Genomic DNA, 14,828 nt, shown 5'->3' with positions numbered 1-14,828 from the left:
CGACACCGCTTAGCGGCTGAGAGCCGCGGCGATGTCGGCCCGGATCAGCTCGGCCAGTTCCTTCGCCGCGCGGTTTTCGCCGTCACGAACGGCGCGCACCTTGGCAAATTCCTGAACCGGGAAGTCAACGAGGGCCACCGCCGTGCGGTTGCCCGACTTGATGGTCTCGCCCGTGCCGATCTTCGTCAGATTGTAGTCCGCCTTGACGACGATACGGCCGGCGCCGGCGCGGTCCTTGGCCTGATCGTAGAGCACGCCCATCGAGCGGTGGGTGACGGTGAGCGCCAGGTGATATTGCGGGTTCGCAGGCTCGCCCTGGCCACCTGCTGCCAGGAAGATCAGCGCGTTGCGCACTTCCTGCTCGACGCGGTCGTTGGCTTCGGAAATCTCGATCGCCGCCAGTGCCGTCGAGGTGCCGACCGGGTCGGAATAGAGCGGCCGGACCTGGCAGCCGGCGAGCGCGGTCAACATGAGCACGCCAGCCAGAACCGGAATCGACCGGATACGGAAACCAGCTCTATCAGACAACGACATTGACGATCCTCTGGGGCACGACGATGATTTTCTTGGGGCTGCTGCCGTTGAGCGCGGACTTGACGGCATCGAGCGCCAGGACGGCGCTTTCGATCGCACTCTGATCCGCATCGCGGGCGATTGTCAAATCAGCGCGCTTCTTGCCATTGATCTGCACCGGCATGGTGATTTCGTTCTCGACGACCAAGGCTGGGTTGAACGCCGGCCAGCGGCGTTCTGCAATCAGCCCCTCGCCGCCGATCTGGCGCCAGCATTCCTCGGCGAGGTGCGGCATCATCGGTGCGATCAGGTCGATCAGGATCGTCGTTGCGTCCTTTACGGCACCTGCCAGCGCCGCGTCGGCCTTGCCGGCGGCAACCTGGGTCAGCGGTGCGGCAAGCGTGTTCACGAGCTCGTAGATGCGTGCCACGGCCTTGTTGAAGGCGAGCTTGTCATAGTCCGCCTCGACCGCACGCAGCGTCTTGTGCGCGGCTTGCGAAACCGACAGTCCCTCGCCTTCGAGCGCCGGGGCGGCCTCGATAGCGCGCAGCTTCTCGGCCGCTTCGCTGATCAGGCGCCAGACGCGCTGCACGAAGCGATGCGATCCTTCGACACCGGCTTCCGACCAGATCACGTCACGATCCGGCGGTGAATCGGAGAGAACGAAGAAGCGAGCGGTGTCGGCGCCATAGGAGGCGATGATGTCGTCGGGATCGACGACGTTCTTCTTCGATTTCGACATCTTTTCGATCGAGCCGATGGCGATGTCCTCACCTGTCTCGATCAGCGTCGCACGGCGGCGTCCATCGATCTCCTCGATGTGGATTTCTGCCGGCGTCACCCATTCGCGCTGGGCGCCTTCGCCGCGGCTATAGGTTTCGTGCACGACCATGCCTTGCGTGAACAGGCCCTTGAACGGCTCGTCGACGGCCACATGGCCGGTCGCCTTCATCGCACGGGTGAAGAAGCGCGAATAGAGCAGATGCAGGATCGCGTGCTCGATGCCGCCGATGTACTGATCGACCGGCAGCCAGTGGTTGGCGACCTTGGGGTCGGTCGGATTGTCTTCCCAAGGTGCTGTGAAGCGCGTGAAGTACCAGGACGAATCGACGAAGGTGTCCATCGTGTCCGTCTCGCGGCGGGCGTCCTTGCCGCATTGCGGGCAGGCGACGTGGCGCCAGGTGGCGTGACGGTCGAGCGGATTGCCCGGTTTGTCGAAGGTAACGTCCGGCGGCAGCACGACCGGCAGGTCGGCCTTGGGAACCGGCACGACGCCGCAGTCCTCGCAATGGATGACCGGGATCGGGCAGCCCCAGTAGCGCTGGCGCGAGATGCCCCAGTCACGCAGGCGGAAATTGACCTTGCGCTCGGCACGTGGCGCGCCGTCGAGCATTTCCTTCTCGAGCTTCGAAGCAACGGTCTCGAAGGCGTCTTCCGTCGACAGGCCATCGAGGAAGCGCGAATTGATCATCACGCCGTCGCCGATATAGGCCTCGTCACCAATGGCAAAGGTTGCGGCATCGCCGTCCTTCGGCATGACGACGGGAACGACCGGCAGGTCGTATTTGCGCGCGAAGTCGAGGTCGCGCTGGTCGCCGGAGGGGCAGCCGAAGATGGCGCCCGTGCCGTAGTCCATCAGCACGAAGTTCGCGACATAGACCGGCAGCTCCCAGCTCGGATCGAGCGGGTGCTTGGCACGGATGCCGGTGTCGATGCCCTTCTTCTCGGCCGTTTCAAGGGCTGCGAGCGAAGTGCCGGCGCGGCGGCATTCTTCGCAGAATGCATCGACCTCGGGGTTGCTGGCCGCCACCTGCCTTGCCAACGGGTGATCGGCAGCGATCGCCAGGAACGAGGCGCCGAAGAGCGTGTCCGGACGGGTGGTGTAGACGGTGAGTTCCGTTGCGTCGCCGGCGGTGCCCTCGACGATTTCCCAACGCAGCGACAGGCCCTCGGAGCGGCCGATCCAGTTCTTCTGCATCAGGCGCACCTTCTCGGGCCACTGATCCAGCGTATCGAGCGCGTCGAGCAGTTCCTGGCTGAAGTCGGTGATGCGGAAGAACCATTGCGTCAGTTCGCGCTGTTCGACCAGAGCGCCCGATCGCCAGCCGCGGCCGTCGATCACCTGCTCGTTGGCCAGCACTGTGTTATCGACCGGGTCCCAGTTGACCTTGGACTGCTTGCGGTAGACGAGGCCCTTTTCCAGGAAGTCCAGGAACAGGTACTGCTGGCGCTGGTAATAGGCGGGGTCGCAGGTTGCGAACTCGCGGTTCCAGTCGAGCGACAGGCCCATGACCTTCAGCTGCGCCTTCATCGAGGCGATGTTCTGGTAGGTCCAGCTGGCCGGGTGCACGCCACGCTCCATGGCGGCGTTCTCGGCCGGCATGCCGAAGGCGTCCCAACCCATCGGGTGCAGCACGTTGAAGCCGCGGGCGCGCTTGTAGCGCGCTACCACGTCACCCATGGTGTAGTTGCGCACGTGGCCCATGTGGATGCGGCCCGAGGGATAGGGGAACATCTCGAGCACGTAGTACTTTTCGCGCGGATCGTCGTTCTCGGTCTGGAAGACCTCGTTCTTTTCCCATTCCTGCTGCCAACGGGGCTCGGCATCACGCGGATTGTATCGTTCGCTAGACATGTCTTTTCGATGTTCCGGAAGTTCTGCGGCGCATAGTTGCGCCTCATGATAGTTGGGGTGACCTTCACCACGAAACCGCCTGACGGTCAAGTTTTTGAAGGGTTTGGCGCGACACTTTGGCGGATTTGAGCCGGTCCGCGACGGAGCGGCCTTGGCAATCGGCTCAACTTTGCCTAAGCCGCTCGGTCAGTGGTTTGGAAATCCCGTGTCGGAGAGCAGGTCCATGGAAGTTCAAGAGCGGTTGCAGGATGTCGTGAGCCGGATTCAGACGGCGGAGAAGTCTGCTGGTCGTGCCAAAGGCGCCGTCACGCTGGTGGCTGTTTCCAAGACCTTCGACGCTGATGCCATCCGCCCGGTGATTGCGGCCGGGCAGCGGGTGTTCGGCGAGAACCGCGTGCAGGAAGCGCAGGGCAAGTGGCCGGAGCTGAAGGCCGAGACGTCCGGTCTCGAACTGCACCTGATCGGTCCGCTGCAGTCGAACAAGGCGGCGGAAGCCGTCGCGCTGTTCGATGTCATCGAGACGGTCGATCGCGAGAAGATCGCCCGCGCGCTTGCTGCCGAAATGCAGAAACAGGGCCGAACACTCAGGCTCTATGTGCAGGTCAACACCGGATTGGAGCCGCAGAAGGCCGGCATTGCGCCGGACGAGACTGTTGCCTTCGTGGAACTCTGCCGCAACGAGCTGGGCCTTTCGATCGAGGGGCTGATGTGCATTCCGCCGGTCGAGGAAAATCCGGGTCCGCATTTTGCGCTGCTCGCCAAGCTGGCTGCTGCCTGCAAGCTCGAGAAGCTGTCGATGGGCATGTCCGGCGATTTCGAGACAGCTGTCCAGTTCGGCGCCACCGGCGTTCGCGTCGGTTCGGCCATTTTCGGCGCACGCTGAGGTCACTTCGTCACATACCGCTTTCGTCGGGGTTCCCCTCGTCTCTCATTAGCCTATCCTTGTGCACGAGGAGGCCGGAAATGTCCGGCAACATGCGCAGGGAGGAACGGACATGGCGAGCAGCTATGCCGACGTGTACGCGGGCTGGAAAGCGGACCCGCAGAGTTTCTGGTCCAATGCAGCCAATGCGATCGACTGGTTTGAAAGACCGGTACGGGCGTTCGATGCGGAGGCCGGCATCTATGGGCACTGGTTCGCCGACGGCGTTACCAATACCTGCTACAACTGCCTGGATCGCCATGTGGCCGCTGGCCGTGGCGAGCAGATCGCCTTCATCTACGACAGCCCCGTCACCGGGCGTGTGGAGCGCATCTCCTATGCGTCCCTGCTCTCCGACGTAGCGGCCCTTGCCGCCGTCTACCGCAAGCTGGGGGTCGGCAAGGGCGACCGGATCATCATCTATATGCCGATGATCCCGCAGGCGGCGGTTGCGATGCTCGCGGCTGCGCGCATTGGCGCTGTGCACTCCGTGGTCTTCGGCGGCTTTGCCGCCAACGAGCTCGCCGTGCGCATCGACGATTGCCAGGCGAAGCTGATCGTGTCCGCAAGCTGCGGTATCGAACCCGGTCGTACTGTGGCCTACAAGCCGCTGCTCGATGCGGCGCTCGACATCGCAACCCACAAGCCGGCCCATTGCCTTGTCTTCCAGCGCGAGATGGCGGAAGCCGCCATGACCGAGGGACGCGACATCGATTTCGCGTCGGCGCTCGCCGCGGCGAAAGAGGCGGGGGAAGAAACCGAATGCGTGCCGGTCGCCTCGACCGATCCGCTCTATGTGCTCTACACCTCGGGCACGACCGGCCAGCCCAAGGGGGTGGTGCGCGACAATGGCGGCCACATGGTCGCGCTCAGATGGTCCATGGAGAACTTCTTCGGCGTGCAGCCGGGCGACGTCTTCTGGGCCGCGTCGGACATCGGCTGGGTTGTCGGCCATTCCTATATCGTCTACGGCCCGCTTCTGAACGGCAGCACGTCGATCCTGTTCGAAGGCAAGCCGGTCGGCACGCCGGACCCCGGAACCTATTGGCGTATCATAGCCGAGCACGGCGTCGTGGTGATGTTCACCGCGCCGACGGCGCTCAGGGCGATCCGCAAGGAGGATCCGGAGGCCTCTCACGTTCGCCGATACGACCTGTCGAAGTTCCGCGCGTTGTTTCTCGCCGGCGAACGGGCGGATCCCGACACGATCCACTGGGCCGAGAAGGCCCTCGGCGTGCCCGTCATCGATCATTGGTGGCAGACGGAAACCGGATGGCCCGTGGCGGGAAATCCCATGGGGCTCGGCCTTCTGCCGGTAAAATACGGTTCGCCGGCCGTTCCGCTACCGGGATACGACGTCCAGATCCTCGACGATGCCGGACATCCGGTAACAGCCGGTACGCTGGGCAATGTGGTCGTGAAGCTGCCGCTTCCGCCGGGATGCCTGCCGACGCTCTGGAATGCAGACCACCGGTTCCGCGCGGCCTATCTCGACGAGTTTCCCGGCTACTACAAGACTGCCGATGCCGGCTATCTCGATGAGGATGGCTATATCTTCATCATGGCGCGAACGGACGACATCATCAATGTGGCTGGCCATCGCCTCTCCACCGGAGCGATGGAGGAGGTCTGCTCCAGCCACCCCGATGTTGCCGAATGTGCCGTCATCGGTATTGCCGACGATTTGAAAGGCCAGATACCGGCCGGCTTCCTCGTCATCAACTCCAATGTTTCCCGTGAAACGTCGGAGATCGAACGCGAAGTCATCAGCCTCGTGCGCGAACGCATCGGACCGGTTGCCGCCTTCCGGCTGGCGATCTGCGTCAAGCGGCTGCCGAAGACGCGGTCGGGCAAGATCTTGCGCGCCACGATCCAGAAGATCGCCGACCGTCAGCCCTGGAAAATGCCGGCGACGATCGATGATCCTGTCATCCTCGACGAAATCACCGTCGCTCTGCATGGGCGAGGCATCGGTGTCTAGTGATTGCTAAGCCGGCTCATGAATTTGCGCGGTGCACACCGCATTAGGTGTGCACGACCGCGGCAAACCAATCACTGAAACTGGCTGCGGCCCTTGAGCGTGTGACTTTGGTGATCAGGAAGTAGCTTTCGTCCTCCAGGGTGGCGATATCGGACAGGATCACCAGGTCTCCGTTGTCGATTTCGCGCCGGAAGACTTCGACCGGGCAAAGCGCCACGCCATGGCCGGCAATGACTGCCGTTGCCAAAAGGTTGAAGTCCTGAAACACCGGGCCACGTAACGTCTGCGTGGCCTCCTGCCCTGCCCTTGCCAGCCAATCGCGCCAGCGTGACGTCGTTTCGTCGTGCAACAGATCGGCTGACGCGATCGCCTGCGGTGACGTCAGCGCGCCTTTTCGTTCGAGATAGCGGGGGCTCGCAACCGGACGGTTGATGCGGGAGAACAGCCGGTCGGAACGCGTTCCTTCGCTCTTGTCGGCCCCGAGCGTGATGAGGACGTCGCAGCCGGTTTCCCGCAATTGCTGCTCGGCCATCGCGTAGACGACCTTGACGTCCACCTCCGGGTGACGGTGCAGGAATTCGCCGAGTGCCGGGATCAGCCAGCGCGTGGCGATCGAGGGTATGCAGGCAACGCTCACCTGCGCCTTGGCGTTCAGCCGCAGCAGTTCCGTTTCCGCAGCGATGCGCTCCAATGCCGATGTCAATACCGCGGCCAGGTTCTCGGCCTCTGGCGCCAGCCTGACCCCACGCTTCTCGCGCACGAAGAGCGGCCGGCCGAACCACTCCTCCAACAGCCGGATCTGGTGACTGATGGCCGCGTGCGTCACATGCAACTCGTCGCCGGCGCGGGAGAAGCTCGCCAGACGCGCCGCGGCTTCGAAGGCGCGCAGCATGCCGAGTGGTGGCAACATCATCTGTATGCTTTCCTCATCAATGCCTTGAGGAAAGGTCGTTTGATTGGTCACCGTTGTCAACGGATATTGGGCCTACCATCGGATTGGGAGAGAGTTTCCCGTCCATAGACATTAGAAATACTTACAGATGGAGAGATCTATGTTCGTGCGCAGCCTGCAGCAGATCGAAGCTACCGACCATTTTGTCGAATGGGGCAGCGGGACCAGCCATCGGCTGCTAACCGAGCGGGATGGCATGGGTTTCACCGTCTGCCACACGGTCGTTCGTGCCGGAACGGTATCGTTGCTCGAGTACCGCAACCATCTCGAAGCCTGCTATTGCATCGCCGGGCACGGCGAGGTCGAGGACATGCAGGGCAAGGTATTCCCGATCAACAAGGGCGATATCTACGTGCTCGACCAGCACGACAAGCATTTCCTGCGCGGCGGCAAGGACGAAGACCTGATCCTCGTCAGCATCTTCAATCCGCCGCTCAAGGGGACCGAGCGGCACAATCTCAACGACCCATCCGGCTCGGCCTACTGAACTCGTTGCCGAGCACCGACCAACAAAAAAGCCCGGATCGACGATCCGGGCTTTTTTCATTGGGCTGGACGGCGATCAGTAATGATCGTCTTCGTCCTCGTCCTTGCGGTCCGACTTCAGCGACTTGAGCTTGGCGAAGACGGCATCGGCGTCGATTTCCTTCTCTTCCTCGCGCTCGTAGCTGAAGCCCAGCTTTTCGGTTTCCTGGGCCGATTCCAGCGTCTGGCCGAGTTCGGCAGCCGTCGGCAGCGGACGGCCCTTGGAAGCGCGTTCGACTTCGAGGTCGAGGTCGATCTGCGAGCAGAGGCCGAGGGTTACCGGGTCCATCGGCGTCAGGTTGGCGGAGTTCCAGTGGGTGCGCTCGCGGATCTGTTCGATCGTCGACTTGGTGGTGCCGACGAGACGCGAGATCTGCGCGTCCTTGAGTTCCGGATGGTTGCGAACCAACCACAGAATGGCGTTCGGGCGATCCTGGCGCTTGGAAACCGGGGTGTAGCGCGGGCCCTTGCGCTTGCTATCAGGCACGCGAACCTTCGGCTCGGACAGCTTCAGCTTGTGGTTGGGGTTGCCTTCGGCGCGGGCGATCTCGTCGCGCGAAAGCTGACCGGTCGCGATCGGGTCGAGGCCCTTGATGCCCTGCGCGGATTCACCGTCGGCGATCGCCTTCACTTCGAGCGGGTGCAGCTTGCAGAACTGCGCGATCTGGTCGAAGGACAGCGCGGTATTGTCAACCAGCCAGACGGCGGTCGCCTTGGGCATAAGCAGTTGCTGAGCCATGGATATAGTCCTTTTGTCCGCCGCGCCGGTGTCGCGGGCCGTGGAGTCTACCACTGATTTCCGGGAAATGTGGGCCTCTATACCGTCGTTGTCGCGAAATTGCAATTCTTCAGTTCCAAATGTCCTTTTGTCTAATTGCGGCGGGCATTTGACCTGCTATGAATGTGCGCGAAACGGGGGAGCCCTAGGAGGGGCGAACCGCACTAGGAATGCGTAGGGAGGAAAATATGTCCGCCAAAATCTATCCGGTGTTGAAGTCTGCCAAGAGCCGGACGCTGCTTGATAACGCCACATACCTGAAGTGGTACGAAGAGAGCGTTTCCGATCCGGCAAAGTTCTGGGGCAAGCACGGCAAACGGATCGATTGGTTCAAGCCCTATACCAAGGTCAAGAACACATCCTTCAAGGGCAAGGTCTCGATCAAGTGGTATGAAGACGGCCTTACCAACGTCTCCTACAACTGTATCGACCGCCACCTGAAGACGCATGGCGAAAAGACCGCCATCATCTGGGAAGGCGACAATCCCTATATCGACAAGAAGATCACCTACAACCAGCTCTACGAGCAGGTCTGCCGCCTTGCCAACGTCCTGAAGAAGCATGGCGTCAAGAAGGGTGACCGCGTCACCATCTACATGCCGATGATCCCGGAAGCATCCTATGCGATGCTTGCCTGCGCCCGCATCGGCGCCATTCATTCGGTCGTCTTCGGCGGCTTTTCGCCGGATGCGCTTGCCGGCCGTATCATCGACTGTGAGTCCACCTTCGTCATCACCTGCGACGAGGGCGTTCGCGGCGGCAAGCCGGTCCCGCTCAAGGAAAACACCGATACGGCGATCGACATCGCGGCCAAACAGCATGTCATCGTCAACAAGGTTCTGGTCGTGCGCCGCACCGGCGGCAAGACCGCCTGGGCACCGGGCCGTGACCTCTGGTACCACCAGGAAATCGCCACCGTGAAGCCGCATTGCGAGCCGGCGAAGATGAAGGCGGAAGATCCGCTGTTCATCCTCTATACCTCGGGCTCGACCGGCAAGCCGAAGGGCGTGTTGCACACGACCGGCGGCTACCTGGTCTATGCATCGATGACGCACGAATATGTCTTCGACTATCGCGATGGCGAGGTCTACTGGTGCACGGCCGACGTCGGCTGGGTCACCGGCCACTCCTATATCGTCTATGGTCCGCTCGCGAATGCTGCGACCACCGTGATGTTCGAAGGCGTGCCGAATTTCCCGGATGCCGGGCGTTTCTGGGAAGTGGTCGACAAGCACAAGGTCAACGTCTTCTACACGGCGCCGACGGCGATCCGCTCGCTGATGGGCGCCGGCGACGACTTCGTCAAGCGCGCCTCGCGCTCGTCGCTTCGCCTGCTCGGTTCGGTCGGCGAGCCGATCAACCCGGAAGCCTGGGAGTGGTATTACAATGTCGTCGGCGAGCAGAAGTCGCCGATCGTCGATACCTGGTGGCAGACGGAAACCGGCGGCATCCTGATCACGCCGCTGCCGGGCGCGACCGACCTTAAGCCCGGTTCGGCCACGCGGCCGTTCTTCGGCGTTCAGCCGCAGCTGGTCGACAATGAAGGCAACGTGCTCGAGGGCGCTGCCGATGGCAACCTCTGCATCATCGACAGCTGGCCGGGCCAGATGCGCACGATCTATGGCGACCACGCGCGTTTCGGCCAGACCTACTTTGCCACCTACAAGGGCAAGTATTTCACCGGTGACGGCTGCCGCCGCGATGAAGACGGCTACTACTGGATCACCGGCCGCGTCGACGACGTCTTGAACGTGTCGGGCCACCGTCTCGGCACGGCCGAAGTGGAATCGGCGCTCGTGTCGCACCACCTCGTCTCGGAAGCAGCCGTCGTTGGCTATCCGCACCCGATCAAGGGCCAGGGCATCTATTGCTATGTCTCGCTGATGGCTGGTGAAATCGGCAACGACGAACTGCGCGCCGCCCTGGTGAAGCATGTCCGTTCGGAAATCGGCCCGATCGCCACACCGGACAAGATCCAGTTCGCTCCGGGCCTGCCGAAAACCCGCTCGGGCAAGATCATGCGCCGCATCCTGCGCAAGATCGCCGAGGATGATTTCGGCGCGCTCGGCGATACCTCGACGCTCGCCGATCCGGCCGTCGTCGACGATCTGATCGCGAACCGCCAGAACAAGGCCTGACCTTGAAAAGCCGCCGCGCACCTCTCGGGCGTGCGGCGGCTCTCCTATCGTCGCAGATGATGTAAGATCTCCGGTATCGCCGATGCGGCACCTGTCTCGGCAAGCCGGACAATTTCGTGAGCCGGATTCAGATCGCGGTCGCAGGCGTCTGACCCGAACTTAGAAGTCGATTGCGCGACCCTTGATCTCCCAATCACCGTAGCGGGCTGGATCTTCGCCCCCGCGCCCGCCGATCTCCGGCGGCAGCTCTTTCTTGATCTCCGCCTGACGCCGCTCTTCCGCTTCCTTCAGGGCCCGCACGGCAGCAGGCGGCAGCGGCTTCTTCGGGCGGTCGGCGGCGTTGTCATTGTCGTTCTGCATCTGAACGGTATCCGGATTCGAGCATCAATATTGAAGAATTGGCTGTTTGCACCCATCATATAGGATGCCGTTCCCCGTACGGGAACCCTGATTCACGTGAAACGTCGACGACCCGGAGCCTTCTGATGAACCTTGTCCGCACCGCCATGCTGCTTGCAGTCATGACCGCCCTGTTCATGGCGGTAGGCTTCGCCATCGGCGGACGCGGTGGCATGATGATCGCCTTCGTCATGGCCGCAGGCATGAACTTCTTCTCCTATTGGAACTCCGACAAGATGGTGCTGCGCATGTATCGCGCGCAGGAGGTCGATGAGCGCAGCGCGCCGGAGTACTACGGCATCGTTCGCGACCTCGCGCGCAATGCCGGCCTGCCGATGCCGCGTGTCTATGTGATCGACAGCCCGCAGCCGAACGCGTTTGCCACCGGCCGCAACCCGGAGAATGCCGCGGTTGCCGCTTCGACCGGCCTGCTTCACGCTCTCAACTATGACGAGGTCGCCGGCGTGATGGCGCATGAACTCGCCCACGTACAGAACCGCGACACCTTGACGATGACGCTGACGGCCACCCTTGCCGGCGCGATCTCGATGCTCGGCAACTTTGCTTTCTTCTTCAGCGGCAACCGTGAAAACAACAATCCGCTCGGCTTCATTGGCACGCTGGTGGCGATGATCGTAGCGCCGATGGCGGCAATGCTGGTGCAGATGGCGATCAGCCGGACGCGCGAATATTCGGCCGACCGTCGTGGCGCCGAGATTTGCGGCAAGCCGCTGGCGCTCGCTTCGGCGCTGCAGAAGATCGCGGGCGCCGCCCATCAGATCCACAACGACGATGCCGAGCGCAACCCGGCTACGGCGCATATGTTCATCATCAATCCGCTCTCCGGCGAGCGCATGGACAACCTGTTTTCGACCCATCCGAACACCGAAAACCGCATCGCTGCCCTGCAGCAGATGGCCCAGGAGATGTCTTCGGTCTCGACGCCACCGGTTCGGGCTGATAATCCCGTGCGCAAATCGCGCTCTGTGCCCTCTACCGGTTGGGGTCGCGGTGGTTCCGAACCGCCCAAAGGTCCCTGGTCCTGATGTCCGCAGAAAACAACAACGATTCACGTCCGAAACGATCGCACCGCAACGGCGGCGCAGCAAAGTCGAAGAAGCCTGCCCCGGCGCCGCGTGGTCCGGAGAAGCCTGGCCTGAGAGCGCGTCAGGCCGCCGCGAAGATCCTGGCGGCCGTTATCGATCGCAAGACGTCTCTCGACGGCATGCTCGACAGCGAGCACGGCAACCCGGCCTATCGCGAGCTGAATGAAGCCGACCGCGCCCTGGTCCGGGCAATCCTCAATTCCGCCCTTCGCCATCTCCCGCGCGTGCAGGCTGCGATCAACTCGCTGCTGCAGACGCCCTTGCCGGAGGGTGCGCGGGCGCTCGACCACGTGCTCGCTGTGGCGGCGGCACAGATCCTCTATTTGGACGTGCCCGATCATTCCGCTGTCGATCTCGCTGTCGAACAGGCACAGAACGATCCGCGTAACCGCCGTTTCGCCAATCTCGTGAACGCCGTGCTGCGGCGTCTGTCGCGTGAAAAGGATGCCGTTCTCGAAAGCACGCGCCATATTCCGGCGATGCCGGAATGGTTCTTCGAGCGCCTCATTGTCCACTATGGCGCAGCGGCGGCCGAGAAGATCGCCGAGGCACAGCTGACGCCGGCGGCGATCGATCTCTCCGTCAAGTCCGAGCCTGCAGCTTGGGCCGAGCGGCTTGGTGGCACAGTCCTGCCGACCGGCTCGGTACGGCTCGGCGCATTCTCCGGCTCGATTCCTTCCTTAGCCGGATTCGATGATGGTGCCTGGTGGGTTCAGGACGCGGCCGCATCGATCCCGGCGCGGCTCTTCGGCGATCTCAAGGGCAAGCGGACCGTCGATCTGTGTGCTGCACCCGGCGGCAAGACGGCCCAGCTCATCCTCGCCGGCGCCGAAGTGACGGCGCTCGACCAGTCCGGTAGCCGCTTGCGCCGGCTGAAGGGCAATCTCAAGCGGCTTGGGCTCGAGGCCGAGACCACGGAAGTCAACATGGCGGACTTCCAGCCGGAGACGCTGTTCGATGCCGCCCTGCTCGACGCCCCCTGCTCTTCGACCGGCACGACCCGCCGTCATCCTGACGTGCTGTGGACCAAGGGACCGGAAGACATCGAAAAGCTCGCAGACCTGCAGGAGCGGCTGCTTCGTCATGCACTGACGGTGGTCAAGTCCGGTGGCACGGTCGTCTTCTCCAATTGCTCCCTCGACCCGCGCGAAGGCGAAGAGGTCGTTGCCCGGGTTGTCGGTTCTGGCGAAAGCTACGAGCGGGTGCCGATTTCCGCCTCCGACTGGCCGGGGCTCGAGGACGCAATCACGCCGATCGGCGAAATGCGGACGACGCCTGCCATGCTGCCGCTCGATGCTCCGTTTTCGAGCGGCCTCGATGGTTTCTACGCAGCGGTGATTCGCCGCAAATAACAGCCCAAACTCGCATTTCAGCGCTTGGAACTGGGCCTCAAGGCCCTGTTCCACCGCATCATTTGACGCTTTCGACCGGGAAGCCTATCAAAGATGGCAGGATTGATAAAAGTTTAATGGTCTTCGCGGCACCATGCGGGCGCTGGCGCGAGGTCCTGGCCGGCTCCGATGACGTGAGCGATCGTGCCAGAAATGAGGTAACCGGCGGCGTTGATGTTGTTTTCCGGCAGGCGAAGGCTTTCCTACCTGTATATGCGTGAAGGCTGGCGCCGTGTGTCGCGTCGCCTGTCGATCGGGCGCGTCTCCACGCTGCGCTTCACCGGCTCCACCCCCAATCGTCTGATTGTTGCGCCGACGGATCTCAGGGCCGTCGATCCCTTTGTCGCGGAAGAGATTCTTGCCGGGCGTTTCCCGCTTGCCGGCCGCGTGCTCGACACGGAGGGCGAGTCGCCGTTCGAGATCGATCTGCCGTCGCGCGAATTTGCCGCCCGGCTGCATTCCTTCGGCTGGCTGCGGCACCTGCGGGCGATCCGCGAGGATGCAGGCTTCGTCCGGCTGCGGCAGATCGTCGACGACTGGATCGGCACCCATGGACGCGATCTCGGCGGCGTTGCCTGGGATGCGGATATCATGGCGCAGCGCATCATCGCCTGGCTTTCCCATTCGCCGGTCGTGCTGCGCAATGCCGAACATGGCTTCTACCGACGCTTCCTCAAGAGCCTGGCGCTGCAGGTGCGCTATCTCAGGCATATCGCCGATACGGTGCGCGACGGCGAGCAGAGGCTTCGGGTGCGGCTTGCGCTTGCCATGGCGTCGGTTTCCATGCCGGCATCGCCCAGCGCCATCCGCAAGGCATCGCGCCACCTCGATCTCGAACTCGACCGGCAGATCCTCCCGGACGGCAGCCACTTCTCGCGCAGCCCGCGCGCTGGCCTCGAACTGCTGCTGGACCTGCTGCCGCTCCGCCAGACCTACGTCAATCTCGGCCATGACGTGCCGTCGCGCCTCATTCCCTGCATCGACCGGATGTACCCGGCCCTGCGCTTCTTCCGGCATCAGGGTGGTGAGTTGGCGCTGTTCAACGGCGCCACCTCGGTCCTCGCGCATGAACTGGCGTCGGTGCTGCGCTATGACGAGACGGCCGGCGAACCCTTCCGTTCGCTGCCGCACGCCCACTACGAACGTATGGCGATGGAAAACACGGTCGTCATCATGGACACCGGGCGGCCGCTTTCGGTCGACCTGTCGCGCAGCGCCCATGCCGGTTGCCTGTCCTTCGAAATGTCCTCGGGCAAGACGCGTTTTATCGTCAATTCCGGCGCGCCGAAGTTTGCCGGGGAGCGTTTCCGCCAGATGGCGCGGATGACGGCTGCCCATTCGACGGTGACGGTCAACGACACCTCGTCGTCGCGCTTCTCGCAGTCGCGCTTTCTCGGACCGATCATGACGTCAGGCGTCAAGCAGGTGACGGCGGCCCGCAAGGACGAGGCGGGCGGGCTCGAGTCGGTGACGGCAAGCCATGACGGC

At 62.9% G+C, this 14,828-nt stretch carries 12 protein-coding genes; 7 read left to right on the top strand and 5 right to left on the bottom strand.

Annotated features, from left to right (window positions below):
- Positions 1-9 precede the first annotated feature (9 nt).
- The gene (lptE, locus tag L981_RS27900) at positions 10-534 is read right to left on the bottom strand and encodes an LPS assembly lipoprotein LptE (protein WP_043624211.1); all 525 of its coding nucleotides are present in this window, start codon (positions 532-534) and stop codon (positions 10-12) included.
- Positions 521-3,148 (bottom strand): leucine--tRNA ligase, encoded by a 2,628-nt coding sequence (leuS, locus tag L981_RS27895; RefSeq protein ID WP_043624210.1) that lies wholly within the window; start codon positions 3,146-3,148, stop codon positions 521-523. The genes lptE and leuS overlap by 14 nt, the downstream gene beginning before the upstream one ends.
- A 223-nt stretch (positions 3,149-3,371) precedes the next feature.
- Here leuS and L981_RS27890 point away from each other — a divergent pair, with 223 nt between their 5' ends.
- Together L981_RS27890 and L981_RS27885 are read left to right on the top strand one after the other, a co-directional pair.
- On the top strand, positions 3,372-4,031 hold the full coding sequence (locus L981_RS27890) for a YggS family pyridoxal phosphate-dependent enzyme (RefSeq protein WP_043624209.1): 660 nt from the start codon (positions 3,372-3,374) through the stop codon (positions 4,029-4,031).
- Between the two features lie 112 nt (positions 4,032-4,143).
- Positions 4,144-6,051 carry a propionyl-CoA synthetase gene (locus L981_RS27885; protein ID WP_043624208.1) on the top strand — a complete coding sequence of 636 codons (1,908 nt, stop codon included), beginning with the start codon at positions 4,144-4,146 and terminating at the stop codon, positions 6,049-6,051.
- A 43-nt stretch (positions 6,052-6,094) separates the two neighbouring features.
- Here L981_RS27885 and L981_RS27880 read toward each other — a convergent pair whose 3' ends face one another.
- Entirely contained in the window at positions 6,095-6,961 is an 867-nt protein-coding gene (locus L981_RS27880) for a LysR substrate-binding domain-containing protein (RefSeq protein ID WP_052202063.1), read from the bottom strand.
- 142 nt (positions 6,962-7,103) lie between these two features.
- Between L981_RS27880 and L981_RS27875 the strand changes: the two genes are divergently transcribed.
- Complete coding sequence (locus L981_RS27875) at positions 7,104-7,490, top strand: ectoine synthase (RefSeq protein ID WP_043624205.1); 387 nt, start codon at positions 7,104-7,106, stop codon at positions 7,488-7,490.
- A gap of 75 nt (positions 7,491-7,565) precedes the next feature.
- Here L981_RS27875 and L981_RS27870 read toward each other — a convergent pair whose 3' ends face one another.
- Positions 7,566-8,267: a DUF1013 domain-containing protein gene (locus L981_RS27870; RefSeq protein WP_043624204.1), complete on the bottom strand. Its 702-nt coding sequence runs from the start codon at positions 8,265-8,267 to the stop codon at positions 7,566-7,568.
- A 227-nt stretch (positions 8,268-8,494) separates the two neighbouring features.
- Between L981_RS27870 and acs the strand changes: the two genes are divergently transcribed.
- On the top strand, positions 8,495-10,444 hold the full coding sequence (acs, locus tag L981_RS27865) for an acetate--CoA ligase (protein ID WP_043624200.1): 1,950 nt from the start codon (positions 8,495-8,497) through the stop codon (positions 10,442-10,444).
- Between the two features lie 159 nt (positions 10,445-10,603).
- On the opposite strand, the gene L981_RS27860 is transcribed toward acs, so the two are convergent.
- Entirely contained in the window at positions 10,604-10,804 is a 201-nt protein-coding gene (locus L981_RS27860; protein WP_043624199.1) for a DUF1674 domain-containing protein, read from the bottom strand.
- Between the two features lie 125 nt (positions 10,805-10,929).
- Between L981_RS27860 and htpX the strand changes: the two genes are divergently transcribed.
- From htpX to L981_RS27845, 3 genes are all read left to right on the top strand, one after another.
- Positions 10,930-11,889, top strand: coding sequence for a zinc metalloprotease HtpX (gene htpX, locus L981_RS27855; RefSeq protein ID WP_043624198.1), 960 nt, complete (start codon positions 10,930-10,932; stop codon positions 11,887-11,889).
- Complete coding sequence (locus tag L981_RS27850) at positions 11,889-13,301, top strand: RsmB/NOP family class I SAM-dependent RNA methyltransferase (RefSeq protein WP_043624194.1); 1,413 nt, start codon at positions 11,889-11,891, stop codon at positions 13,299-13,301. Before htpX ends, L981_RS27850 begins: the two co-directional genes overlap by 1 nt.
- A 213-nt stretch (positions 13,302-13,514) precedes the next feature.
- Positions 13,515-14,828, top strand: a 1,314-nt coding sequence (locus tag L981_RS27845) for a heparinase II/III family protein (protein WP_043624345.1), incomplete at its 3' end; no start/stop codon positions are given.

This window comes from Ensifer sp. ZNC0028 (assembly GCF_000799055.1).
In the GTDB taxonomy this organism is placed as follows: Bacteria; Pseudomonadota; Alphaproteobacteria; order Rhizobiales; family Rhizobiaceae; genus Ensifer.
Note: the sequence above shows the minus strand (reverse complement) of the source record. Positions and strands in the feature narration are given on the sequence as shown.

Excerpts from the sequence above, each read along its gene's own strand:
- lptE (WP_043624211.1), bottom strand. The coding sequence starts at position 534 with ATGTCGTTGTCTGATAGAGCTGGTTTCCGTATCCGGTCGATTCCGGTT.
- leuS (WP_043624210.1), bottom strand. The coding sequence starts at position 3,148 with ATGTCTAGCGAACGATACAATCCGCGTGATGCCGAGCCCCGTTGGCAG.
- L981_RS27890 (WP_043624209.1), top strand. The coding sequence starts at position 3,372 with ATGGAAGTTCAAGAGCGGTTGCAGGATGTCGTGAGCCGGATTCAGACG.
- L981_RS27885 (WP_043624208.1), top strand. The coding sequence starts at position 4,144 with ATGGCGAGCAGCTATGCCGACGTGTACGCGGGCTGGAAAGCGGACCCG.
- L981_RS27880 (WP_052202063.1), bottom strand. The coding sequence starts at position 6,961 with ATGTTGCCACCACTCGGCATGCTGCGCGCCTTCGAAGCCGCGGCGCGT.
- L981_RS27875 (WP_043624205.1), top strand. The coding sequence starts at position 7,104 with ATGTTCGTGCGCAGCCTGCAGCAGATCGAAGCTACCGACCATTTTGTC.
- L981_RS27870 (WP_043624204.1), bottom strand. The coding sequence starts at position 8,267 with ATGGCTCAGCAACTGCTTATGCCCAAGGCGACCGCCGTCTGGCTGGTT.
- acs (WP_043624200.1), top strand. The coding sequence starts at position 8,495 with ATGTCCGCCAAAATCTATCCGGTGTTGAAGTCTGCCAAGAGCCGGACG.
- L981_RS27860 (WP_043624199.1), bottom strand. The coding sequence starts at position 10,804 with ATGCAGAACGACAATGACAACGCCGCCGACCGCCCGAAGAAGCCGCTG.
- htpX (WP_043624198.1), top strand. The coding sequence starts at position 10,930 with ATGAACCTTGTCCGCACCGCCATGCTGCTTGCAGTCATGACCGCCCTG.
- L981_RS27850 (WP_043624194.1), top strand. The coding sequence starts at position 11,889 with ATGTCCGCAGAAAACAACAACGATTCACGTCCGAAACGATCGCACCGC.